This is a genomic window from Streptomyces sp. NBC_01537, from assembly GCF_045040445.1.
Classification (GTDB): Bacteria; Actinomycetota; Actinomycetes; order Streptomycetales; family Streptomycetaceae; genus Actinacidiphila.
Genome location: NZ_CP109392.1, coordinates 1,808,273 through 1,831,600, shown reverse-complemented (window position 1 = coordinate 1,831,600; position 23,328 = coordinate 1,808,273). Strand labels below are relative to the sequence as shown.

Annotated in this window: 23 protein-coding genes and 1 pseudogene; 10 read left to right on the top strand and 14 right to left on the bottom strand. The window is 72.7% G+C overall.

Annotation, left to right across the window (positions count from 1 at the left end; translation table 11 throughout):
• Window positions 1-6 precede the first annotated feature (6 nt).
• Genes OG607_RS08560 through OG607_RS08550 form a run of 3 tightly spaced genes read left to right on the top strand, consistent with a single transcriptional unit; the run spans window position 7 to window position 2,292 of the window.
• Window positions 7-774, top strand: a complete 768-nt coding sequence (locus OG607_RS08560) for an ABC transporter permease (RefSeq protein ID WP_405720741.1) — start codon at window positions 7-9, stop codon at window positions 772-774.
• A complete protein-coding gene (locus OG607_RS08555; RefSeq protein WP_405720738.1) occupies window positions 771-1,535 on the top strand; it encodes an ABC transporter permease in 765 nt (254 codons plus the stop codon). The genes OG607_RS08560 and OG607_RS08555 overlap by 4 nt, the downstream gene beginning before the upstream one ends.
• Window positions 1,528-2,292, top strand: coding sequence for an ABC transporter ATP-binding protein (locus OG607_RS08550; protein WP_405720736.1), 765 nt, complete (start codon window positions 1,528-1,530; stop codon window positions 2,290-2,292). The genes OG607_RS08555 and OG607_RS08550 overlap by 8 nt, the downstream gene beginning before the upstream one ends.
• Before the next feature lie 12 nt (window positions 2,293-2,304).
• Here OG607_RS08550 and OG607_RS08545 read toward each other — a convergent pair whose 3' ends face one another.
• Together OG607_RS08545 and fes are read right to left on the bottom strand one after the other, a co-directional pair.
• A complete protein-coding gene (locus OG607_RS08545; RefSeq protein ID WP_405720733.1) occupies window positions 2,305-3,090 on the bottom strand; it encodes a maleylpyruvate isomerase family mycothiol-dependent enzyme in 786 nt (261 codons plus the stop codon).
• Between the two features lie 21 nt (window positions 3,091-3,111).
• On the bottom strand, window positions 3,112-4,353 hold the full coding sequence (gene fes / locus OG607_RS08540) for an enterochelin esterase (RefSeq protein WP_405720730.1): 1,242 nt from the start codon (window positions 4,351-4,353) through the stop codon (window positions 3,112-3,114).
• A gap of 407 nt (window positions 4,354-4,760) precedes the next feature.
• On the opposite strand from fes, the gene OG607_RS08535 reads away from it, so the two are divergent.
• Window positions 4,761-5,177, top strand: coding sequence for an SseB family protein (locus OG607_RS08535; protein WP_405720727.1), 417 nt, complete (start codon window positions 4,761-4,763; stop codon window positions 5,175-5,177).
• Between the two features lie 17 nt (window positions 5,178-5,194).
• Here OG607_RS08535 and OG607_RS08530 read toward each other — a convergent pair whose 3' ends face one another.
• The gene (locus tag OG607_RS08530) at window positions 5,195-6,688 is read right to left on the bottom strand and encodes a bifunctional phosphatase PAP2/diacylglycerol kinase family protein (protein ID WP_405720725.1); all 1,494 of its coding nucleotides are present in this window, start codon (window positions 6,686-6,688) and stop codon (window positions 5,195-5,197) included.
• Between the two features lie 53 nt (window positions 6,689-6,741).
• Here OG607_RS08530 and OG607_RS08525 point away from each other — a divergent pair, with 53 nt between their 5' ends.
• Complete coding sequence (locus OG607_RS08525; protein WP_405720722.1) at window positions 6,742-6,975, top strand: DUF6158 family protein; 234 nt, start codon at window positions 6,742-6,744, stop codon at window positions 6,973-6,975.
• A 207-nt stretch (window positions 6,976-7,182) separates the two neighbouring features.
• Window positions 7,183-8,316, top strand: coding sequence for an aminotransferase class I/II-fold pyridoxal phosphate-dependent enzyme (locus OG607_RS08520; protein ID WP_405720720.1), 1,134 nt, complete (start codon window positions 7,183-7,185; stop codon window positions 8,314-8,316).
• On the opposite strand, the gene OG607_RS08515 is transcribed toward OG607_RS08520, so the two are convergent.
• Window positions 8,294-8,926 (bottom strand): DedA family protein, encoded by a 633-nt coding sequence (locus tag OG607_RS08515; protein WP_405720717.1) that lies wholly within the window; start codon window positions 8,924-8,926, stop codon window positions 8,294-8,296. The two genes, OG607_RS08520 and OG607_RS08515, sit on opposite strands and share 23 nt — an antisense overlap.
• A gap of 4 nt (window positions 8,927-8,930) precedes the next feature.
• Window positions 8,931-9,713 (bottom strand): MBL fold metallo-hydrolase, encoded by a 783-nt coding sequence (locus OG607_RS08510; protein WP_405720714.1) that lies wholly within the window; start codon window positions 9,711-9,713, stop codon window positions 8,931-8,933.
• Between the two features lie 67 nt (window positions 9,714-9,780).
• Here OG607_RS08510 and OG607_RS08505 point away from each other — a divergent pair, with 67 nt between their 5' ends.
• Window positions 9,781-11,904, top strand: coding sequence for a phage holin family protein (locus OG607_RS08505; protein WP_405720712.1), 2,124 nt, complete (start codon window positions 9,781-9,783; stop codon window positions 11,902-11,904).
• Window positions 11,905-11,970: 66 nt separating this feature from the next.
• The gene (locus OG607_RS08500) at window positions 11,971-12,402 is read left to right on the top strand and encodes a hypothetical protein (protein ID WP_405720709.1); all 432 of its coding nucleotides are present in this window, start codon (window positions 11,971-11,973) and stop codon (window positions 12,400-12,402) included.
• A 32-nt stretch (window positions 12,403-12,434) separates the two neighbouring features.
• Here the strand turns inward: OG607_RS08500 and OG607_RS08495 are convergent, their stop codons facing one another.
• From OG607_RS08495 to OG607_RS08470, 6 genes are all read right to left on the bottom strand, one after another.
• Window positions 12,435-13,166: a TSUP family transporter gene (locus tag OG607_RS08495; RefSeq protein ID WP_405720706.1), complete on the bottom strand. Its 732-nt coding sequence runs from the start codon at window positions 13,164-13,166 to the stop codon at window positions 12,435-12,437.
• Between the two features lie 138 nt (window positions 13,167-13,304).
• Complete coding sequence (locus OG607_RS08490) at window positions 13,305-13,535, bottom strand: hypothetical protein (protein WP_405720703.1); 231 nt, start codon at window positions 13,533-13,535, stop codon at window positions 13,305-13,307.
• A gap of 223 nt (window positions 13,536-13,758) precedes the next feature.
• Window positions 13,759-14,592: a hypothetical protein gene (locus tag OG607_RS08485; RefSeq protein ID WP_405720700.1), complete on the bottom strand. Its 834-nt coding sequence runs from the start codon at window positions 14,590-14,592 to the stop codon at window positions 13,759-13,761.
• Window positions 14,593-14,638: 46 nt separating this feature from the next.
• Window positions 14,639-15,433, bottom strand: a complete 795-nt coding sequence (locus OG607_RS08480; RefSeq protein WP_405736630.1) for an aldo/keto reductase — start codon at window positions 15,431-15,433, stop codon at window positions 14,639-14,641.
• Between the two features lie 150 nt (window positions 15,434-15,583).
• Window positions 15,584-17,449, bottom strand: a complete 1,866-nt coding sequence (locus tag OG607_RS08475) for an AMP-dependent synthetase/ligase (RefSeq protein WP_405720697.1) — start codon at window positions 17,447-17,449, stop codon at window positions 15,584-15,586.
• 225 nt (window positions 17,450-17,674) lie between these two features.
• Window positions 17,675-19,207 (bottom strand): MFS transporter, encoded by a 1,533-nt coding sequence (locus OG607_RS08470; protein WP_405720694.1) that lies wholly within the window; start codon window positions 19,205-19,207, stop codon window positions 17,675-17,677.
• Between the two features lie 112 nt (window positions 19,208-19,319).
• Here OG607_RS08470 and OG607_RS08465 point away from each other — a divergent pair, with 112 nt between their 5' ends.
• Window positions 19,320-20,294, top strand: coding sequence for an Lrp/AsnC family transcriptional regulator (locus OG607_RS08465; RefSeq protein WP_405720691.1), 975 nt, complete (start codon window positions 19,320-19,322; stop codon window positions 20,292-20,294).
• An 84-nt stretch (window positions 20,295-20,378) separates the two neighbouring features.
• On the top strand, window positions 20,379-22,340 hold the full coding sequence (locus tag OG607_RS08460) for a hypothetical protein (RefSeq protein ID WP_405720688.1): 1,962 nt from the start codon (window positions 20,379-20,381) through the stop codon (window positions 22,338-22,340).
• Between the two features lie 53 nt (window positions 22,341-22,393).
• Here the strand turns inward: OG607_RS08460 and OG607_RS08455 are convergent.
• The 3 genes and pseudogenes from OG607_RS08455 to OG607_RS08445 all read right to left on the bottom strand — a co-directional run.
• A pseudogene (locus OG607_RS08455) lies at window positions 22,394-22,648 on the bottom strand (LysR family transcriptional regulator); the annotation flags it as partial.
• Window positions 22,649-22,702: 54 nt separating this feature from the next.
• Entirely contained in the window at window positions 22,703-22,996 is a 294-nt protein-coding gene (locus tag OG607_RS08450) for a hypothetical protein (protein ID WP_405720685.1), read from the bottom strand.
• Window positions 22,997-23,018: 22 nt separating this feature from the next.
• On the bottom strand, window positions 23,019-23,264 hold the full coding sequence (locus OG607_RS08445; protein ID WP_405720683.1) for a hypothetical protein: 246 nt from the start codon (window positions 23,262-23,264) through the stop codon (window positions 23,019-23,021).
• Between the last annotated feature and the right edge of the window lie 64 nt (window positions 23,265-23,328).

Here is a 23,328-nt window from a genome sequence, read left to right as displayed (position 1 = left end):
GGACGGGTGCGGGATATCGCATACGGAATCCTGGGCCTCGGCATACTGTTCGCAGTGGCCGAGGCCGTGCCCCGACTCGGCCTGATATCCCGCGACTTCCTGCCGCCTGCCGACGAAATACTGCATACACTCGGCCGCGATCTGGCCGGCCGTGAACTCTGGACCGCCCTGGGCGAGACCATGCGCGCCTGGGCCATCGGCCTCGCCATCGCCTTCGTCCTCGCGCTCGCGCTCGGCGTGCTCATCGACGCCATCCCCGGAGCCCGCGCCGCCACCACCTCGACCGTCGAATTCCTGCGCCCCATCCCCTCCGTGGCCCTCATCCCGCTCGCCACCCTCCTCTACGGCGCCGACCTCGGCTCCAGCCTCCTGCTCATCGTCTACGCCTCCTTCTGGCAGGTCCTCATCCAAGTGCTGTACGGCGTCGCCGACGTCGACCCCGTCGCCCGCGACACCGCCCGCAGCTACCGGCTCAGCCACTGGACCATCCTGCGCCGCCTCGTCTGGCCGACCGCCCTGCCCTACGTCATGACCGGCCTGCGGCTCGCCGCCGCGGTCGCCTTCATCCTCGCCGTCACCGCCGAACTGGTCATCGGCAGCCCCGGACTCGGCCTCCAGATCCAGCTCGCCCAGTCCGGCGGCGCGGTCGCCGAGGTCTACGCGCTCATCGCGGTCGCCGGCCTCACCGGCGTCGCCGTCAACCTCGCGGTACGGCAGTTGGAGCGACGGCTGCTGTCCTGGCACCCCTCCGTACGAGGGGAGACCCCGCGATGATCCGGTTGCTGCTGCGCCTCGTCAGGCTCCTCGCCCTGCCCGTGGCGCTCGTCCTCGGCTGGTGGGGCTACAGCGCGCTCAGGCCCAGCTTCTACGTGCCCTCGCCGCCGCGCATCGCCACCGCCTTCGCCGACGTGTGGTTCACCCGCCGCCTCCTGGACGACGTCCTGCCCAGCCTCGGCCGCCTGCTGGCCGGTTACGCGCTCGCCGCGCTCCTCGGCATCGCGCTCGGCGTGGCCATCGGGTCGTACCGGAGGCTGCGGCTGACCGCCGAGCCCGTCCTGGAGTTCTTCCGGGCCGTCCCACCGCCCGTGCTCGTACCGCTGATCATGCTGGTGGCCGGGCTCAACGACACCATGAAGGTCCTCGTCATCGTCTCCGGCGCGATCTGGCCCGTACTCCTCAACACCGTCGAGGGAGTGCGGGCCCTGGACGAGGTGCTCGCCGACACCGCACGCGCCTACGGTCTGCGCGGCGCGTCGCGGCTGTGGCACCTCGTGCTGCCCGCCGCGAGTCCGCAGATCATGGCCGGGCTGCGGCAGGCCCTGTCCATCGGCATCATCCTGATGGTCATCGGCGAGATGTTCGCCAGCACCTCGGGCCTCGGCTACACCGTCGTGCTGTTCCAGCGAGGCTTCCAGATACCCGAGATGTGGAGCGGCATCGTGCTGCTCGGTCTTCTCGGCTTCCTCCTCTCTCTGGCGTTCCGGGTCGTCGAACGCCGCGTTCTGTACTGGCACCAGCGGGAGACGCATGCTTGAGATCACCGGCCTGCGCAAGGTCTACGAGGGCCGTGGCCGCACTGTCGAGGCCCTGCGCGCCATCGACCTCAAGGTCGACGAGGGCGAACTCGTCTGCGTCGTCGGCCCTTCCGGCTGCGGCAAGACCACCCTCCTCAAATGTGTCGCCGGCCTCCTCACCCCCACCGCCGGCCAGGTCCGCCTCGCCGGCCGTGCCGTCTCCGGGCCGCCGCCCGGCATGGCGGTGGTGTTCCAGGAGTACGGCCGCAGCCTCTTCCCCTGGATGACCGTCCGTCAGAACGTCGAACTCCCCCTGCGCGAGAAGGGCGTTCCGCGCCCGCGCCGCGAGGAGCTCGTCACCGGCGCCCTCCAGGCCGTCGGCCTGTCCGACGCGGGCTCCGCCCACCCCTGGCAGCTCTCCGGCGGCATGCAGCAACGCGTCGCCATCGCCCGCGCGGTCGCCTACGAGCCCCAGGTCCTGCTGATGGACGAGCCCTTCGCCGCCGTCGACGCCCAGACCCGCGCCGACCTCGAAGACCTCCTCCTCGGCATCTGGCGGCGGCTCGGCATCACCACCGTCCTGGTCACCCACGACATCGACGAGGCCGTCTACCTCGCCCAGCGCGTCATCGTCCTGTCCGGCGCCCCCACCGTCGTCCAGGAAGAACTGCGCATCGACCTCCCCGAGGACCGCGACCAGATCGTCACCCGCTCACTGCCCCGCTTCGCGGAGCTGCGCACGCACGTCTACGGCCACATCCGCGCGGCGAAGGCATGACTGACCACGGGGTCAGTCGAGGACGGACCAGGCGAGGAGCCGGTCGATGAGGGTGCGGTCGCCGTCGATGCGGAGGCGGTCGAGGGGGAGACGGCCGTAGAGGGCCAGGAGGAGGTCGCCGGCGGGGCCGTGGAGTCGGGCGGCGGGCGGTTGACCGCCGTCGGCCGGAGCGCCGGCCGGGACGGGGGCGGCGCCGGAGGGGGTGAGGTCGAGGAGCCAGGACGGGCCTTCGGCGGTGTGGAGAGCGACGCGGGCGGGGGAGTGCGGCCAGGCGCCGCAGGTGCCGTACTCGACGGTGAGGAACTCGTCGATGGCGTCGACCGCGACGGCGGCCGGAAGCGGTTCGGGGCGGCCGGCCGCCTCCTGGGCGTCGCGGGCGTGGACGGCCGCTTCCTGGACCTGGTGGCGGGCGACCGCACCCGCGGTCATGGGTGCGCCGGACGCGCCCCACCAGGTCCAGCACCCCGCCTCCGGCCCGGCCGCCTCCAGCGCGGCGAGCAGCAGGGCCGTCGACTCGGCGGACCAGACCGCCAGGTCGCCCTGCGGTGTGGTGTCGCCGACGGCGCCCGGCTCCGGGCGCTTCTCGGCGGGTCCGGCCGTGACCACGGCGGCCCAGAAGCGGTGCACCTCGCCGAGGTGGGCGACGAGGTCGCGCAGCGACCAGTCCGGGCAACCCGGCACGCGCGCGCCGGGATCGGTGCCGGCGAGCACCTTGCGCAGGGCGGCGGACCGGTCGTCGATCCGGGCGAGAAGCTCGTGGAAGGGCGGCTGCGCCGGCGGCGTCGAGGTCTTCGTCATGCCGGCCTTCCTACCAGCCGCCTACGACAATGCCCTGCCCAGTATCGCCACCAGGCCCTCGGCCAGTTCGTCCCGCCAGCACACGTAGTCGTGGCCGCCGTTGATCTCGCGGTAGTTCACGTCGTAGCCCTTGGCCCGCAGCGCGTCGCGCAGCCGCCGGTTGGCCGGCAGCAGGGCCCACTCCTGCAGCCCGGCCGACAGGCGGAAGCGGACCGGCCGCCGCCGGGTCGCCCGGATACGGTCCGCCAGCCATTCGTCTCCGCGCGTAGAGTCAACGGCGGACGTGGGCCACCAGAAGGCGCCGGACTGGACCAGGACACTGCCGAACCGCTCCGGGCGGCGCAGCGCCGCGTAGGCCGACATCAGGCCGCCGAGGCCCTGGCCCGCGATGACCGTGCGGGAGGGGTCGTCGGTGACGGGCCAGCGGCCGGCGGCCCAGGGGAGGAGCTCGCGGGAGAGGAAGTCCACGAAGCGGTCGTCGCAGGTGAGTTCGTCCCTGCGGGTGTCGCTGTCCAGTGAGTCCGGCATGAGGGCGACCAGCGGCGGGAGCAGTCCGTCGGCGATCAGGTTGTCGAGGAGGGTGGCCACGCCCAGCTCGGGCCCCCACATCTCGCCGTCGAGCAGGACCACCACCGGCAGGCCTGCGAGATCCTCGTACCCGGCCGGGGCGTAGGTCCAGACCCGGCGCCAGTTGCGCAGGTTGGCGCTGCGCATGGTGTGGACGCCGCTCTCCCCCCGCGCGCGGCCGTCGTTGCGCATGCGTCTTTCCCAGTCGGAGACCCGGGAGCGCGGGGCGTTCGGCAGTGCGACGACCGAGAGCGGCTCGCCGCCCCAACGGCCCGGGAAGGACACCCGGTTGAGGGGATCGCGGCGCGTGCGCGTGCGCAGCCGGCGCAGATACGCGGGGCTGCGCGGCCCGGCCTCGTGGCCGGTCTCCGCCGGGCCGTCGTCCACGCACAGCGCGTATGTCGCCCGCCAGTCGCTGCGCATGCGCAGCGTCCAGTGCCAGACATCCGTACCCGGCACGCGCACCATCAGGTTGGCGCCCGGGTCGGCCGGATCGGAGACCTTGTCCGGGACCGCGAGCACCGCGCGCGTGCCGTCGGCCGCCGGATCCCCGCGCCACAGGAAGGTGACCGCGTGGTGCCCCGGATCCCCCTCGATCGGCTCGACCAGCGGGGTGCCCTCGGTCTCCACCGCCCGCCAGAAGTCCTGGGCCTTCTCAGGAGCTTCGGCGAGCGCCGCGATCCGCGGGCTGCGCACGCGTTCCACCGGGGCCGGCCGTGGCGTGCGCGGCGCGTGCCCCGGCGCGTCGGTAGGCGGGCTCCATAGGGAGGACAGGGCAGTCAGCATGATCGGCAAACCCTCCGCGGCGGTCATCATGGCAAAGAGACCCTAAAATGAGGGTCACCTTACCTTGGCTGGTGCTCACTGAACCGCAAAGTACGGCCCGGCTTCTGGAGCTTCCCCCTTACCGCGGGTAGGGGAAACGGTCGTAACGCACGCAGCGTAAGGGGTTATCCCTACGGTTTTCGCGCGAGCCCTTGCGTCAACCGGCCCTCGCCCTCCGGATATTGCCGCTGCACGGCATGGGGAAGGCATGATCATCGCATCGCTGGGTATGCGGGCCGTTCAGGCCGGATGGAAGCCGTACGAAGGAAGGAACGGCCATGACCCAGTACAACAGCGAACCCAACGGGGCTCTGCCGCCCGCGCAGCGCGCTCTTCACCAGATCGCCGTGGGCGGTGAGAGCGCTGCGGCGCTGAGCACGCTCGCGGTGAGTGATGTGCTGCTGCCGGTGCCGGGCGAGCCCGATGCCTCGGGCGTCGGGCCGGAGCCGCAGTCGATCCAGCTGCCGGTCTACGAGCAGGAGGACGGCACGAAGCTGGTGCCGGTCTTCACCGACGAGGTGCGTCTGACGGAGGCGCTGCCCACGACCCAGCGCTACCGCATCGTGCCGCTCGCGGTGCTCAGCAGCAGCTGGCCCTCGGACGAGCTGACGCTGTCCATCGACGCCGGATCGCCGGACACCCTCACCATCGGCGGCGAGGGCGTCCGGGCGCTGGCAGGCCTGTCCAGCCAGTAAAACGGCCGGTGAAGCGGTCAGCGGGCAAGCGGTCGGTAGACGACCAGGGCCTCGTTGACCTTGTCCAGGAGCAGCTCGGTCGGCGCGGGTGCCACCTCGCCGTCATAGGCGAGGTGCGCACCCGCGCCGAGCCCGCTCACGCGCAGCCGGCGCAGCAGGGCGGCCGAGTAGACCGGCGAGTGCGCCAGAGCCCCGGTCAGAGCAGCCGCCAGCAGCCGCGTACGGGCGAAGGGGCCGCCGTCGACGATCCGTACGTCCAGTAGGCCGTCCGCCGGATCCCGGCGCCGGACCGGGGCGAGCCCCACACCGCGATAGGCGCCGTTGCCGGCGAACAGCAGCCAGATCGGACGCCGGCGGCCGTTGATCACGGCCTCGACCGGACGCGTCGTGCGCAGGACGTGCACTGCCGCGAGCACCCCGGCGGGCCAGCTGCCGGTGCGGCGGGCCCAGCGCTCGCGGTAGCGCACCAGCTCCGGGTAGGCGCCGATGCTGAAGGTGTTGAGAAACGGCACCGGGTCGGCTCCGCTTGCGTCCAGGGACGTGAAGCGGGCGACATCCACGGCGACGGCCGTGCCCGCCATGACCGCTCCGGCGGTGTCCTCGACCGTCTCGATGCCCAGGTCCAGCGTGAAGTGGTTGTACGTACCGCCGGGGAACGCCGCCAGCGGCACCCCGTGCCGCACCGCCACCGCCGCTGCCAGATTCACGGTCCCGTCCCCGCCGTGCACGCCCAGCGCTCCGCCGTGCTCGGCCGCCTGCCGGGCGGCCTTCTCCAGAAGCCCGGCCAGGTCGTCGTCCTCCGTCCGCTCCGTCACCGAGGCCTGCGGCAGGGCGGCCCGCAGCCGCTCGGCGGGCGGGCTGAGCAGCGCGGGCGGCCCCGACGCCGCATTGACCACGACATACAGCCCGCGCCCTTCCACTAACGCAGGAGCGTCCGCACGCGGCTGCGCGGCGGGCACCAGGTCCTTGCGGGCCGGTACGAGCCCCCGCAGCGCGAAAGCCGCGCCCGTGCCGATCGCCGCGCCCACCAGCACGTCACTCGGATAGTGGACGCCTGTGTAGATCCGCGAGAAGGCCACCGACCAGGCAACCGGCGCCACCACCGCGCCCCAGCGCGGTGACTCCAGCGCCACCCCCACCGCGAACGCCGCCGCCGACGCGGAGTGTCCGGACGGGAACGACGTCGTGACCGGCTGGTTCCGCAGCCGCCGGATCACCGGCACCGCCTCCAGCAACGGCCGCGACCTGCGCACCGCCCCCTTCCCGACCGTGTTCACCGTCGCCGACGCCAGCGCCAGCGAACCCACCCCGCGCAGAGCCGCCCGCCGGCCCGGGCGACCGCCCACCACCGCGATACCGGCCGCGACCCCGAACCACAGCAGGCCGTGATTGGCGCTCCGGCTCAGCCTCGGCAGCACCGGCTCCGCGGCCGGCCATCGCCGCGCGGCGACCTGGTGGAACAGGGTGCGGTCCCAGCCGCTCAGGGCGCTCAGTTTTTGCTTCATGCGCATGCGCGTACCCGCCCCGGGCGGTTTCACCTCCGGCCCCCGGGTAGGCGCAGGTCATGAGCCCTTACGACGACGGCGGGGTCGACCCCGCGGACCTCGACGAGCGGAACCTGCTGCGCGAGCTGGAGACAGTGCACCGCACCCGGCACGAGACCCTCCTCTACGGCTCCCCGGCCGCACTTCAGGCGCACAACACGCGCATGGCCGACCTCGAAGGTGAGTACCTGCGCCGTCACCCCCACCGCCAGGTGTCCTCCGCCCGCACCCGCGAAGGCGCCCGGGAGCGCTGAGCCCCCGTACGTGCAACCGTGGTCATAGACACCGACGCCCACCCGGTATCTGCGGCCGACGGTCGGCGATTGAGCCAAAGCGGAGCGGCCGCTGTCGAAAAGGAGAGCGCGCGCAGGTCGTGAGGAACGAGCGACCGAGCACGGTCGACTGTCGACAGCGGCTGAGCGCAGCGGCGGAGAAATCGCCGCAAAAAAGAGGGGGTGCCCGTGCCCGCCGCATGGCCCGACCCCGGACTCCCGACCCCGCCCTACCTCGCCGCGGCAGCCGCAGACGGCGACCCGCACCAGGTCCCCGCCGCGGCGTCCGGCTACTGGGAGCGCCGCGGCCTGCCCACCGGCCCGGATCAGGTCGCCGCGGCCCCGGGCGCGGAGCCGCTGCTGCTGGCGCTGCTCGCGGCGATCGGCGGGGACGCCGTCGTGGTGGCCCGGCCCGCGGCCGCGTGGCACACCGCGCCGGGGCGGCTGTTGGGGCGGCGTATGTTCAGTGTGCAGACCCCTGCGGAGGGCGGCGGGGCCCCGGATCCGTTCGCGCTGCTGGAGACGGTACGCAGGGCGCGAGCGGAGGGCGTGGACCCGCGGGTGCTGGTGCTGTCGGCCGCGGACGACCCGACGGGCACGGTGACGCCGCCGGAGCTGCTGCACGAGGTGTGCGAGGCGGCGGCGGACGCCCGGCTGCTCGTGCTCTCCGACGAGACCTACAGCGACACCGTCCAGCCCGGCGTCGTCCTGCTCAGCCCCGCCGAGATCCTGCCCGGGCAGACCGTGATCCTCGCCGACCTCGGCGCGTCCCTCCTGCCGCCCGGCTGGCCCGCCGCCGTCGCCCGCTTTCCGGACACCGAGCAGGGCGTACGCCTGCGCATGGAGACCCTGGGCATCGCGGCGGGGCTGCGCAGCGTGCTGCCGGTGCCCGTCGCGTCGGCGGCCGCGTACGCGCTGGCGGAGCCGGAGGATGTACGGGCCCATGCCGCCGCCGCGAAGCGGCTGCACGCGCTGGTGGGCGCGGCCGCGTACAAGGCGGTGACGGGGGCGGGCGCGCTGTGCCGGCCGCCGGAGGCGGGCTTCCAGATGTACGCGGACCTGGAGCAGTTGCGCACCGGGCTGGACGCGCCCGGCCTGGAGGCCTGGCTGGGCCAGCGGCTGGGACGGCCGGTGTCCGGCGGCCACCGGTTCGGCGACGACGCGTCGGCGCCCCGCGTGCGGATCGACGTCGGCCCGCTGTGCGGTGCGGGCGAGCAGGAGCGCTCGGCCGCGCTGCATGCGCAGGACCCGCTGGCCCTGCCGCATGTCACGGCGGCCCTGGCCGCGCTGGGAGCCGCCCTCAGTGCGCTGTCCGGCGGCTGACCACCCGTCGCCAGGCCTGCGGGGCGGCGGCGATGGTGACGGTGAGCGCGACCGCCACGACCACGCCCTGCCAGGGCTCGGGGAAGAGCGAGCCGCCCAGGATCCCGATGAGCTGGTAGGCGGCGGCCCAGGCCAGGCAGGCAGGTATGTCGCCACGGGCGAAGCGCCGGGGCGGCAGCTCGGACAGCAGACAGGCGACCATGACCGGGATCCGCCCTGCCGGGATGAGCCGGGACAGCACCAGAACCGTCACCCCGTGCTGCTCCAGCCGGCGCTGGGCCGCCTGGAGGCGGCCGGGCTCGGCGCGTTCCTGAAGCCGCTTCAGCCAGCGGGAGCCGTTGCGGGACCGCACCCCGCGGTGGCCGAGCCAGTACAGGGCCATGTCGCCGACGAAGGCGGCGAGCGCGGCGGTGACGAAGACCAGCGCCAGGGCGAAGGGCGCGGCATGGTGGTGGAAGGCCACGACGGCCGCGGTGCTCACCAGGGCGCCGGTCGGGATGACGGGCACCAGCGAGCCGAGGGCGACCAGCAGGAAGAGCGTCGGATAGCCGACCACCTGCTGGGTGGACTCCGAGGACGTCGAGGTCTGCTCGGCCAGAAAACCGATCACAGGATCACAGCTCCACGCTCTGCCCGTGCCCGAGCAGGTGCACGGCCGCGGCGGGCGCGGCATGCGCCGCGAGCCGTACGAACTCGTCGCCGGGGGAGTGGAATTCGTGCGGGCGCACCGCGTCCATGCCGATCGGCCAGTACGTCCCGAAGTGGATCGGCACCGCGCTGCGCGCGCCGATCCGGGCCAGCGCCTGTGCGGCACGGCCCGCGTCGAGATGGCCCGAGCCGAGGAACGGACCCCAGCCACCGACCGGCAGCAGTGCGGTGTCGCACGGGCCGACGGCCTCCGCCATCGCGTCGAACAGCCCGGTGTCGCCCGCGAAGTAGGTCCTGGCCGCGCCCTCCACCACGTATCCCAGCGCCGGGGACCGCCGGGGCCCGTACGGCAGCCGCCGCCCGTCATGCGCGGCGGGCACCGCCCGTACCGTCACCCCGTCCACCTTCACCTCGTCCCCGGGCTCCACCTCGACGAAATCCAGCCTGCGCATGCCGCGCAGCCGCCGCAGCCCCGGAACCGCGTCCTGCGCACCGCGCGGCAGGAGGATCCGCGTCCCGGGCGCGAGCCGTGCGAGCGAGCCGAGGTGCAGATGGTCCATGTGCAGGTGCGACACCACCACCACGTCCGCCTCCACGGCCGCCGGGGGCGGCACCGCGCCTCCGCGCCGCCGTAGATGAGCCAGCCGCGACGTGAACAGCGGATCCGTCAGCACCCGCACCCCCGAGTCCCGCACGGTCACGGTGGCATGACCCCACCACGTGATCTCCACCGCCGCCACGCCCGTCACGCCCGCCTCCTCGCCTCATGCCCGAGCCTATGCCTGTCCAAGCAGCACCCCGTGCCACGCTTGGACCATGAACTTGCGTCGGTGGCGGTCCCTGGGACGGACGGTCGGTCGCGTCCTGGCGGTGTGGGCGGTGGCGACGGCGACGATGGCGGTGCTGGCCGGGATCCTCCCGGACTTCACCATCCAGTCGCCGACCGGCGACAGCCCGACCCGGATCGCCGCCACCGCGGCCGTCGGGGCAGGGGCCTTCGGCCTGCTGAGCGCGCTGGTGTGGCCGGCGCTCGTACGCGCGCTGCTGCTGGTCCCGGCCCTGGTCCTGGGCGCGTTGGTGTTCTTTCTCAACGGCTCGCTGCTCCTGATCGCCCTGCGCATCGCGCCCGACTGGCGCGGCGACGTGACCCCCGCGACCGCCGTGGTCATCGCCGCCGTGATGTCGGCGACCTCGTCGGCGACCAGCACCGCCCTGGCGATGCGCGACGACGAGGCCTACGGCCGCAGGCTGGCCCGTCTGGCGGGGCGCCGCCGCGCGGCGGTCGACGGGGAGACGCCCGGGATCGTGTTCATCCAGCTCGACGGCGTCGGCCACGACGTCCTGCGCGAGGCGGTGCGCCCGATCCGCCGAAAGGGCCGCACCCGCCCGCCCGCGATGGAGACCGTGGCCGACTGGCTCGACACAACCCACCGCCTCATCCCCTGGCGTACGGACTGGAGCAGCCAGACCGGATCCAGCCAGCTCGCCATCCTGCACGGGTCGAACGAGGACGTGCCCGCCTTTCGCTGGTACGAGAAGGAAACCGGCCAGCTGATGGTCTGCAACCGCCCCTCCGGCGCCGCCGAACTGGAACGCCGGGCGGTGGCCCGCACCGGCTCCCCGGGCCTGCTCGCCGAGGACGGAGCCGGCGGCGGACTGGACGGCGCGAGCCGCGGCAACCTGTTCAGCGGCGGCGCGGAACAGCTCGCGCTCGTGATGTCGGTGGCGGCCCAGCGCGGCGGCTTCTCGCGCCCGCGCACCGGCTATTTCGCGTACTTCTCCGATCCCGCCAACGCGGTCCGCACCGCGGCCGCCTTCTTCGCCGAAGCCGGCCGCGAGATGTGCGAGTCGACGGCGTCCCTGCTGCGCCGGGACCGCCCGCGCGTGGGGCGCGGCGGCCTCTACCCGTTCCTGCGCGCATTCGCGACCGTCGTGGAGCGCGATGTGGCCGTCGCGGCGGTGATCGGCGACATGCTCGCCGGGCGCACCGCGGTCTACGCCGACCTGGTCGCGTACGACGAGGTGGCGCACCACTCCGGCCCGCGCAGCGGCGACGCGATGAGGGTCCTGGCCCGCCTCGACCGGATGATCCGGCTGATCGCCGACGCCGCCCGTTACGCGCCCCGCCGCTACCGCATCGTGCTGCTGTCCGACCACGGCCAGAGCCACGGCGAGACCTTCGCCGCCGCGTACGGGCTGAGCCTGAAGGACCTGGTGCGCGCCGGGTGCGGGCTGCCGGTGCCGCGCAGGGCACGGCGTACGGCCAGCGGGGCCGAGGCCCGCACCGCCGCCCGGGCCGCGCTGCGCAGGCCGGAACACGGCCGGCGCGGCGCCGAGGAGGACGCCGCATGCGCAGGCCCGGTTTCCGACCCGGTGGTGCTCGCCTCCGGCAACCTGGGCCTGATCAGCTTCCCCGACCTGCCCGGCCGGGCCACCCGCGAGGAGATCGACCGCCGCCACCCCGCCCTGCTGCGGACCCTGGCGGAGCATCAGGGCATCGGCTTCGTCCTCGTGCGCAGCGAGCCGCGCGGCCCCCTGGTGCTCGGCCCCGGCGGCGCCGAGCACGAACTCGCCACCGGCCGCATCACCGGCGGCCCCGACCCGCTTGCCCCCTTCGGCCCCGGCGCGGCCGCGGCCGTCCTGCGCACGGCGGGTTTCCCGCACGCCGCCGACATCATGGTCAACTCCGCCTGCGACCCGGCGACCGGCGCCGTGCACGCCTTCGAGGAACAGGTCGGCTCCCACGGCGGCCTCGGCGGCGACCAGAACCGCGCCTTCCTGATGCACCCGTACAGCCTGGACGGCCCCGAGCACCGCCTCGTCGGCGCGGAGGCGGTCCACGCGGTGCTGCGCGGCTGGCTGCGGCCACGGGACGCCGAGGGCGGGACGCACGACGGGACACGCGAACCGGGCCGGAGCAAGGCCCGGACGGGGCATTGACCTGAAAGCGCCGTCCGCATCACGCTGGCGCCGCGGCAACAGGCACGACATGAGGGGAGGGCCGCGATGGCGTACTACGAGGACCTGAGCCAGTACGGCTACTTCACGGAAACGATTCCTCCCGGCATCGACGCCGTGTCCGTCGGCTGGCTCGATCCCGGCCACGCCTACCCCGCCGCCGCCCCCGCCCCCCTGTTCGCCGACCGGCTCTTCGCCCTGGCCTGCGACCACCTCAGCACCATCACCAGCCGCTGGCACGGCTGCCGCCTGTGCCCCCGGCGGCTCTTCGGCGGCGGCCGCACCTACCCGGTCAGGGTCACCAGGAACGGCCGCGAAATCCTCGTCGGCCACGGCGAGATCCGGCTCCAGACCCGCCTCGGCCAATGGCTCATCGCCCCCGACCTGATCGTGCACTACGTCATCACCCACCACTACGCCCCGCCCGATCCCTTCGTCGAGGCGGTGCTCGAAGGCCGGGTCGTGGCACACACCCTCTAGGCCCTCGAACCGGGCCGGGGACGGGCCGGGGCTCACAACCCCCACAACCCCTTGCCCAGCGTGGTGAGCCCGCCTGCCAGGGCCAGCGCGAGCACCATCTGCCGGGCCCGCCGCTCCGGCACCCGCTCGCCGAGCGTCTTCCCGATCACCGTGCCCGCCGCGAGCGCCGCCCCGGCCAGCAGCCAGACCGGCGCCGCCAGCCTCGGCACGCCGTTTGCCACTACGGAGAACGCGTTCACCACGACCCCGTAGAACTGCGCGTTCGGCACGAACTCCCGTACCGTCCAGCCCGCGTTGACCGCGTACAGCGACACCGCCGGGCCGCCGACCCCCGCCGAGGAGTTCATGAACCCGCCCGCGGCACCCGCGGCCACCGCTCCCCTGACGCCCCGCAGGGCCGGTACCCGGGCGCCGCGCATCACCAGCAGCACGGCCGCGCTCACCAGCACCCCCATGCCCACCAGCAGCACCGGCTCCGGCAGCCGCGCGGCCGTCCAGGACCCGGCCGGCACCGTGCACGCGGCAGCGACAACCAGCGGCACCATCGCGGCGGGCCGGACCTCCCGCCAGCCGTCCACGAGCCCGACAGCGCTGATGACCCCCGCCGCGCAGTTCGCGAGCACCACGCCCTCGGCCGGGCCGAGAAGCAGGACCAGCGCCGGCACCGCCACCAGCGCGAATCCCATCCCCGTCAGCCGCTGCACGGACGCGCCCAGCGCGATGATGCCGCCCAGCAGGACGTCGGCGGTCCAGCCACCGGTCATTGACGGCTCCTCGGAATCCGGCGGCCAGGGTCGAACCACAGGAGTATCGGCCAGGCGCGGCACGCGCGCACCGGCGTTTACGCGGCGGCTTTCCGCGAGACCTGAACGAACCGCAGCCGGACCCGGGGCGGCACGCGGTCAGTTGATACCGAACTCCAGCCCCAGCCCCGCCGCGTATTCCGGCAGGCCCTCCGGTGTGGCGCCCGCCCAACCCACATAGCCGTCCGGGCGGATGAGGAAGATGCCGGTGCCGTATGCCTCGTACGCGGCGATCCGGACCGTCGGGATGTTCAGTGCCGGCAGGTCGTCGGCCGCGTCCACCGTCAGCAAGGTCCAATGGGGGCCCTTGTACCGCGTGAACAGGTGCACCCCTTCCCGCTTGCCGTCCGGGGCCCGGTCGCCGGCGCTCAGGGCGGTGTCGGGGAGGTCGGGCCCGCGCGCAGCGCCTCGCCGCGTACCCGTTGTCCGCCGAGGCGGGCCGCGAGATGGTCCAGGACCACGACCGGGGCTTCGACGAGGGGATCGACGCGGTCATCGCGGGGGTGGCGGCGACGCTGCTCGGTCGCGGGGTGTGACGCTCAGGCGGGACGGATCACGAGGCCGGAGTGTACGAGTACACGGTCGTCGCCACCGCGCAGATGCCCGGGGGCACCACCTCCGCGCGCAGCACCTTCGCCGTCGGGTCGTAGTCGACGCCCTCGGCCTCGAAGGTGCCGGTGCAGATGCTGCGCTGCGGGAGCGTCAGCAGACTGGTGACCGTGCCGGTGACCGCCGTGCCGTCCAGGGCGTGCGGCAGGTCGACCTGCAGCAGGTCCTTCGCGGTGTCGTCCGAGGCGCACACCAGCCGGGTGTCCGAGACGAAGTCGCAGCCCTGGATGTCGCTGACCTGCTTGTCCAGGGTGATCTGCCCCGCCTGCGACAGCGTCCCGCCGGTCGTCGGCGTCGAGGGATTGAGCAGCGGCGCCGGGAACACCTGCAGCCGGTTCTGGTCGCCCCACTCGCCCGAGACCAGCCATTGCGCGTCGGGCGAGATCGCGGCGAAGGAGTTGTTGAGCTTCTCGCCCGAGTCGAGCTGATGGACGTACGTGTACTGCTGCCCGGCCGGGGTCGTCACCGCGTACATCTTCGACGTCGCCGTGTCCTCGCCCTGGTACGCGTCGAAGACATAGCCCTTCGCCGCGTCCGGGTCGCCGACATGCACCCACCCCTGGATCCGCAGCGACAGCGGGATCGACCCCAGCCCCCGGTACACCAGCGAGCCGTCGGCCAGGCTGGCCAGTCCCTGGCTGCCGGTGAGGGAGCTCACGGACGCCGAGCCCGCCTCCGTCCAGCCGCCGGGGGAGGCGGCATGGGCGGTGGCGGTCGCGGCGGCGGTCAGGGTCACGGCGCCGGCCAGTACGGCGGCGGTGCGCAGCGCGGGCTTCATGGCAGGCGAGCGTAGACGGGCCGTACCTGCGCGCTCTACGCGTAAGTCAGCCGACGTAGTCGAAGTTGGCCGGATCCGGGCCGAGGCGGTGGCCGTTGTCGAGGGCGCCGATGCCGGCGAGGTCGTCGGCGTCGAGCTCGAAGCCGAAGACGTCGAGGTTCTCGCGGATGCGGGAGGGGGTGACGGACTTGGGGATGACGACATTGCCGAGCTGCAGGTGCCAGCGCAGCACGATCTGGGCCGGGGTGCGGCCGTGCTTGGCGGCGAGGGCGGCCAGCGCCGGGTCCTCCAGCAGGCCCTTGCCCTGGCCGAGGGGCGACCAGGCCTCGGTGGCGATGCCGTGGTCGGCGTGGAAGGCGCGGAGTCCGTCCTGGGGGAGGTTGGGGTGGAGCTCGATCTGGTTGACGGCGGGGATGGTCGAGCCGCTGTCGAGGAGGTGCTGGAGCTGGGCGACGGGGAAGTTGGAGACGCCGATCGCCTTGGTGCGGCCGTCGGCGTAGAGCTTCTCGAAGGCGCGCCAGGTGTCGGGGTACAGACCGCGCCCGGGGTTCGGCCAGTGGATCAGATAGAGGTCGAGGTAGTCGAGGCCGAGCTTGTCGAGCGAGGCGTCGAACGCGCGCAGCGTGGAGTCGTAGCCCTGCTCGGAGTTCCAGAGCTTCGTGGTGACGAAGAGCTCCTCGCGGGGCAGCCCGGCGGCGGCGAGGGCCTGGCCGGTGCCCTTCTCGTTCCGGTAGATCGCGGCGGTGTCGATGCTGCGGTAGCCGGCTTCGAGTGCGCTGGAGACGGCCGCCGCGGCCTCGGTGTCCGGCACCTGCCAGACGCCGAAGCCGAGCTGCGGCATCCTGACGCCGTTGTTGAGGGTGATGAAGGGGACCTCGCTGGCCTTGCTCACGAGCAGGTGATCCTTTTCGTCGTTATGTCGTTACGTCATCGGACTTTCCCTCAGCGTGAACGATCTCCCGGCCGGTCCCATTCCCGCGGCGCGACCGCGTCAGCCGCGGTAGAGGAGCTCGATCTCCTGTGCGTACGCCTTCTCGATGGCTTTGCGCTTGAGCTTGAGCGAGGGCGTGAGCAGGCCGTGCTCCTCGGAGAACTGGCCGGGCAGGATGCGGAAGGTGCGGATCGACTCGGCCTGTGAGACGAGCGTGTTGGCGGCGACGACGGCCCGCCGGATCTCGGCCTCCAGATCCGGGTCGCGGACCAGGTCGGCGATGGAGGTCACCGGCTTGTCGTGCATGGCCAGCCAGTGGGTGACGCCCTCGGGGTCGAGGGTGATGAGCGCGGAGATGAAGGGGCGGTCGTTGCCGAGGACGACGCACTGGCCGACCAGGGGGTGGGAGCGCACACGCTCCTCCAGGGGCACCGGGGAGACGGACTTGCCGCCGTTGGTGACCAGGATTTCCTTCTTGCGGCCGGTGATGGTGAGGTAGCCGTCCTCGTCGAGGGCGCCGAGGTCGCCGGTGGCGAGCCAGCCCTCGTGGAGGAGTTCGTGGGTGGCCTTGGGGTTGTTGAGGTAGCCCTCGAAGACCTGGTTGCCGTAGAGCCAGATCTCGCCGTCGTCGGCGATGTGGACGGTGGTGCCGGGGATGGGCAGGCCTACGGTGCCGAAGCGGGTCTGCTCGGGCGGGTTGGCGGTGGCGGCGGCGGTGGACTCGGTGAGGCCGTAGCCCTCGAAGATGCGGACGCCGGCGCCGTCGAAGAACAGACCCATCCTCCGGTCCATCGCAGAGCCGCCGGAGAAGGCGTGCCTGACCCGGCCGCCGAGGGCGGCGCGCACCTTGCCGTAGACGAGCTTGTCGTAGAGCTGGTGCTGCACGCGCAGGCCGGCGGTCGGGCCGGGGCCGGTGCCGAAGGCCTTGGCCTCCATCGCTTCGGCGTGCCGCACGGCGACGTCGACGGCCTTCTCGAAGACGCCGAGCTTGCCTCCCGCCTCGGCTTTGCGGCGGGCGCCCTGGAAGACCTTCTCGAAGACGTACGGGACGGCGAGGACGAAGGTCGGCTTGAAGGAGGCCATCGCCGGGAGGAGTTCGGCGGCGGCCAGATTGGGCTGGTGGCCCAGACGCACCCGGGCGCGGACGGCGGCGACCTCGACCATCCGGCCGAAGACATGGGCGAGGGGGAGGAAGAGCAGGGTGGAGGCCTCGTCGCCGGGCTTGGAGTGGAAGACCGGCTCGTAGAGGTTGATGACGTTGTCGGCCTCGGCCATGAAGTTGGCGTGGGTGATGACGCAGCCCTTGGGGCGGCCGGTGGTGCCGGAGGTGTAGATGACGGTGGCGATGGCCTCGGGGGTGACGGCGTTGCGGTGGCGGTGCACGACGTCGTCGTCGATCTGGGTGCCGGAGGCGGCGATCTCGGTGAGGGCGTCGGAGTCCAGCTGCCAGAGGCTGGTGAGGTGCGGCAGCTCGTCGATGACGGCGCCGATGGTCATGGCGTGGTCCTCGTGCTCGACGACGCACGCGACGGCTGCGGAGTCGTGCAACATCCAGCGGACCTGCTCGGAGGAGGAGGTCGGGTAGATGGGGACCGGCTGCGCCCCGATGCTCCACAGGGCGAAGTCCAGCACCGTCCACTCGTAGCGGGTCCTGGACATCAGGCCGACGCGGTCGCCGAAACGTATCCCCTGGGCCAGCAGGCCCTTGGCGACGGCCATCACCTCGTCCCGGAAGCCCGCGGCGGTCACGTCCTGCCAGGACATGTCGGCGGCATCGGAGGCATCGGCGGCGGACCCGGCCGGTGCTGTCGTACGGCGTCCGAGCACGACTCGGTCCGGCTCCTCGGTGGCGTTGGCGAACACCGCGTCCGCCAGTCCGCCCGCCTGGGGTGCCGTCACCAGTGGGGGAATGGTGAACTCGCGCAAGAGTCGCTCCTCGACCGCTAGGGGCGCCCGTAAGCTACCTGATCCTCAGGAGCGGGGGGAGGGTACGAGCGGTCACCCGGAGTGACGGCGAATCGTACGTCTGTGCTGGTGGCGGCCATCGTCCCTGTTACCGCAAGCAACGCCGGCCGCGCGCCGGGCCGCGCGGCCCGGCGCGCGGCCGGCGATCTCCACCAAATCTGCTCCCGCCCATCACTGATGACGCTGCTACGGTGCGGCGACCGGTGCCCCTGCGGCGGTGTGACCGCGCTGTTGTACGGGCTGCTCGGGCGCCCTGGTCCGCACGAGGACCAGCACGGCGACGCCGGCCAGCAGCCCTACCGCCCCGGCCACCACGGCGGCCGTGTCGAGTCCTGATGCGAAGGCGGCCCGCAGTGCGTGGTCGACGGTGTCCCGTTGTGCGGCCGGCATCCGGGCGAGCAGTTCGCGTGCTCCGCCACCGGCCAGGATCCGGGCTGTGGCGTGGGGATCCTGTATACCGTCGACAGTCAGTGAATTTTGCATACGGGTCGTCAGCAGTGTCCCGAAGACGGCGACCCCGAGCGCGTACCCGAGTTGGCGCATCGTGTTCACCGCGCCGCCGGCCATCCCCGCCTGCCGTGGCGGTACGCAGGCCAGCGCCGCCGAAGCGACAGCGGGGTTGACCAGACCGACGCCCAGCCCGGCCAGTACCAGGCCCGCCGTCAGCGCCGTCCACCCCGAGTCCGCGTCCAGCACCGCCTGGGCCAGTGCGCCCGTACCGATCAGCAGCAGCCCGCCCCCGACCACCCACCGGTGCGGCGCACCGTGCAGCAGCCGCCCGCCGAGCCCCGCCGCCAGGAACGCGGCCAGCGCGAGCGGGATCAGCACCAGGCCGCCGCGCACCGGGCTCATACCGAGCACCGTCTGCAGCCACAGCGACGTGTACGGCAGGAAGCCGAAGGCCGCCGAGTTGAGCGCGACCGTACCCACCATCACCCCGAGGAAGGAGCGGTTGCCGAACAGCCGCAGATCCAGCATCGGATGGCCGGCCCGCCGCTCGGCCACCACGAACAGCGCCAGCGCGGCGACGGAGACGGCCAGCGCGGCGAACGTACGGCCCGAGCCCCAGCCGACCGTGTCGGCGCGGATCACCGCATAGGTCGCCGTACCGGCGAAGGCGGCGAACGCCGCCGTACCGGCCCAGTCGATTCGCGCGCCCGCCCCGCCCCGCGACTCACGGACCACCCGCAGAGTGAGCCAGACCGCCGCCGCGCTCACCGGCAGATTGACGAAGAACACCCACCGCCAGCTCAGCCCCTGCGTCAGCAGCCCGCCCAGCACAGGCCCCAGCGCCGCCGCTGCACCACTGACCGCGCCCCACACCCCCAGCGCCACCGACCGGTCCCGGCCCTGATAGGCCGCCCCCAGCAGCGACAGCGTGGTCGCGAACATCGCGGTCGCGCCCACCCCCTGCACCGCCCGCATCGCCACCAGCGCACCGGCGTTCGGCGCCAGCCCGCACGCCAGCGAGGCCACCGCGAACAGCGCCGTCCCCGCCACGTACACCTTCCGCCGCCCGATCACATCGGCCGCCGAGCCCGCGCCGAGCAGCAGCGCGGCGAGCGCGAGCGCGTACACGTCGATCACCCACTGCAGCTGCGACAGCGACGCGTCCAGCGTGTCCGCGATGTCCGGCAGCGCCACGATCACGATCGTGACGTCGATCAGCAGCATGAAAGTCCCCAGACAGACCGCGACCAGCGGCCCCCACTTACGCATCGGTCTCTCCCTCGTTCCGTGGTCGGTTGCCGTACGATCGCCACCCGGCGCGCGAAAGATCCAGCCAGAGCCATCCCGGCGCCGGATTCCGACAGCCATAAGGTGATCAGCGGTGGATTCCCACGACTTCGGCGTGACCGACCAGCAGCTTCTGCACGCTCTGACGCTCGATCCCAGAGCCCCCTTCAGCCGGATCGCCGCCGTCCTCGGCGTCTCCGACCAGACGGTCGCCCGCCGCTACCGGCGGCTGCGCGCCGACTTCGGGATGCGCGTGCTCGGCCTGACCGACGGCGCACGCCTCGGCCGCACCCGCTGGATCCTGCGGCTGCGCTGCACCCCCGACGCCTCCGTGACCATCGCCAAGGCCCTCGCCCGCCGCCCCGACACGGCATGGGTCCGGCTGACCTCCGGCGGTACGGAGCTGTTCTGCGTCACCGACTCCGACCGCGACGAATACGACGCGCTGCTGTTCGGCAAGCTCCCGCGCACCCCGAGGATCGTCGAGATCAGAGCCATGTCCGTGCTGCACGTCTTCTACGGCGGCGTCCAGGGCTGGTTCACCAAAAGCGGCAGCCTCACCCCCGAGCAGAGCGCCGCGCTGCGCGTGCCCGCCTACGACCACGAGCCCGGCGGCCCGTTCCGGCTCGACCCCGGGGACGAGCCGCTGCTCGCCGCCCTAGCGGAGGACGGCCGCGCCTCCTACCCCGAGCTGCACCGGGCGACCGGCCGCTCCGAGTCAGCCGTAAAACGCCGCCTTGAACAGCTCGTACGCGCCGGAGTTCTCTATTTCGACGTTCAATTCGACTCTGTACTGCTCGGCTACGACGCCCAGGCCGTACTCTGGCTCACAGTCGCGCCATCCGCGCTCGCCACGGTCGGTGAGGCGCTCGCCGGCCACCCCGAGACCGCCTTCGTCGCCGCGACCACCGGTACTTCCAATCTGGTCACTTCGGTCATCTGCCGTGACCACGCCGGTATTTACGCATACCTCAATGAAAAAATCGGAGCCCTGGACGGGGTGCGGCACGTGGAGACCGCGCCTGTCGTACGGAAATTCAAGCAGATGACGTACGAAGAACGCAGATAGTCGTGCGCACTCTTGCGCAATGGCGACTACGTGCTTCATCGTACGCACGACCAACGCGACCACCGGGGGGTGGGTACGACGGAAATGACAGGGGAACAGATCCCCGACAGAACCTCCGGAACCACCGGAACAACAGAGACCGCAGGAATCACCGGCATAAACGAACTGAGTGAGCGGATAGTGCGGCTGTCGGCCGCCCAGGTCCGCCACGGAAGCGAGCTGGACGCCCTCAGCGTCAAGGTGACCGGCGTCAACGCCTGGGTCGGCGGACTGCACGGCACGATGAGCGAGGTGTCCGCCCGCCTGGCCGACCTGACCGGGACCGTCGCCGAGCTGAGCGAGGAAGTCGCGCGCAGCCGGGACGAGTTCGCGGTCTTCCTCCAGCAGTACGAACGCGACCGCCTGGCCTCCGGTGCCCAGGCGGAGCTGGCCCGGCTGACCACCGACTGGCTCACGCGCTTCGGCGGACGCAAGCGGATCCGCTCCCTGGCACGGGGACTCACGCACACCCTCACCGCCGACGCGATCCGCAGGGACGCCGTCGAGCCGCTGATCGTCAAGGAAGCGATCCAGGACTCCCTGCTCTGGGACTCCACATACTGGCTGGCCCCCGCGCTCACCGCGCTGGCCGCGCGCCACCTGGGCGATTCGGACACCAGCGAGCGTGCCCGGCAGCAGGCGTACGCCCTCGACCCGGCCAAGGCCAAGCTCTTCGCCGCCCTCACCTTCGCCCGCCTCGGCGAGCAGGACGACGCCGCCCGCTGGGCCGGCCGTTACCTGGAGACCCTCGACCCCAAGCGGCTCGAAGCGGAGTTCCAGCCCGTCCTCAGCGCCATCGCCGCCGGTGAACTGGGGGCAGAGGCCCATACGTTCGCCCTGCAGGCGATGCTCCGCTGGGACAACGACTCCGAGACCCCGGAAGCGGACCGCGGTGCAGGCCGGGGCCGCGGCAGGCACGCCAGTGACAAGCGCATCGCCGGCTCGCGGCCGCGCGCGCTGCGCTGGGACCAGCGGCTGTGGGAGCTGCGCACGCAGGTTTCCGCCGAACGCTTCCCCGCCCTGCGCGAGGCCGTCGGCGAGCAGTGGGACGGCCTGGCCTACGGCTGGGAGCTGGCCACCATCCCCGGCGGCCTGCTCGGCCACCTCAACCGGGAATTCCCCGACACCCCCGAGGAACTCGCCGCCGGACGCGGTTACGCGGGCCTCGCGCTCGAAATGATCATCGAGCGCCCCGAGCCCGACGAGGCCGAACTCCACCACGAGATGGAATGGCAGCGCCGCGTCGTCGAGAACCGCGGCGAGACCCCTGCCGCATCTGCCGCGTCTGCCGCTCCTGCCGCTCCCGCCTCCCCGTCGGCGCCGGACGAGCTCGCACCAGGACTCGACTTCGCCGCCATCCTCGACCACGCGGTATTCGAGCCCGAAGGCGTCGAACTCGGCGCGGCCGGGCGGCGGCTGGCCCTCATCTGCGTCTGGAAGAGCGTCCAGCAGTCCGCCGCCGACTTCGTCCGCGCCGCCGCCACCCAGCGGCCCCAGCGGATCCACCTCGACCTGCACGGCTGGACCATCGACGTCCCCACGGATCCCGCCGTGCTCATCGACGAGCCGCTGCTCGCCGACCGGCTCGCCACCCACATCGACGACCTCACCCGCGAAGCGGTGCGGGCCGTCACCCACAACTGGCTCCGCCTTGTCGCCGGCGGTCTCGGCGGCGCGCTCACCACCACGCTCGCCGTCGTGCTCCTGCGCGGCAACACCGCCGCCTCCGTCGCCGTCGGCGGCGCAGCCGTGGCCGTCTGGGGTCTCCTCGACCTCCGGCGCGTCCCCGTCCAGCGCCGCCGCCGCCAGGACCACGGACGCCGCACGCGCAAGGAATCCCTACGGCTCCTGGCCGCCGCCCTGCGCCAGCGCACCGAGTTCTTCGACACCTGGGACCGCAACACCGCCGAACTCACCAGCCTGCGCATGTGGTCCCCGTTCGGCAACGGCCCCGACTCCACGCCGACGACCCTTTCGTACGAGGAGGACGAGGAACCGGAGGAGTAGACGCCTGCTGGATGCCGGGTAGGCGCCGCACACCGGTTACCGGCCACCGGTCGCTACAGCGGCCGGTGCAGCCGGTCGCCGCCGGCCAGGATCGCCGCCGCGAGCGCGTCCGCCGCGTCCTGCGCATGCGGCCGCCGCCGCCCGTGCAGCAGCACGAAGTCCACCTCGCCCAGCTCCGGCAGCCCCGCCCGGGCCGGCACGCGTACCAGCCCGGGCGGAATCAGCCCCTGCGCATGGGCCATGACGCCCAGCCCCGCCCGGGCGGCCGCGATCAGACCGTTGAGCGAGCCGCTCGTACAGGCGACACGCTGAAACCCCCGGCCCGGGATCCGCTCCCGGGCCGGGGACTTCCTGGTCATGCGTTACCGGTGGTTGCAGACCCAGTGTCCGGGGACCCAGAACTTGACCCAGTAGCCGTGGTGCCAGTGGCCCCACTTGTCCCAGAAGCCGTGGTGCCAGACCTTCGTCCAGTGCCCGTGCTGCCAGACGCAGTGGTGGTGGTTGTTGTGGTGCCCCGGCCCGGGGTGTGTGGGCGAGGGGACGGACGGGGCGGTGGGCGCCGCGGAGGCGGTGCCTGCCACAGTGAGTGCGGCTCCGCCGGCGAGCATCGTGGACGCCGCGCCCAGGGCGAGGCCTCGCATAAGTCGGTTACGCATGGTTGTCCCTCCGGGATGGCTGTTAGTGCGGGCACTGCCAGTGGGCCGGAATCGTGATCACGAACTTTCCGAGCAGTGGCAGCTGGAGAGTGATGGTCTGCTGGGGCACCCACCGGCACGGCTGCGGGTTGTGGTGCGTCGTCGCGGCCGTCGTAGCGGTGGGGGCGGCGGCGGAGGCCGCGCCGATGGAGGTGAGGGTGGCTCCGCCCACGACCAGCGTGGACGCGGCGCCAGTGGCCAGAATCCGGGTGAAGCCGGTGCGTCGCATGGGAGACCCCCTTCCTCATCGGAGAAGTCAGGTCCCCTATCGCCGCATATCAGCGTATATGCAA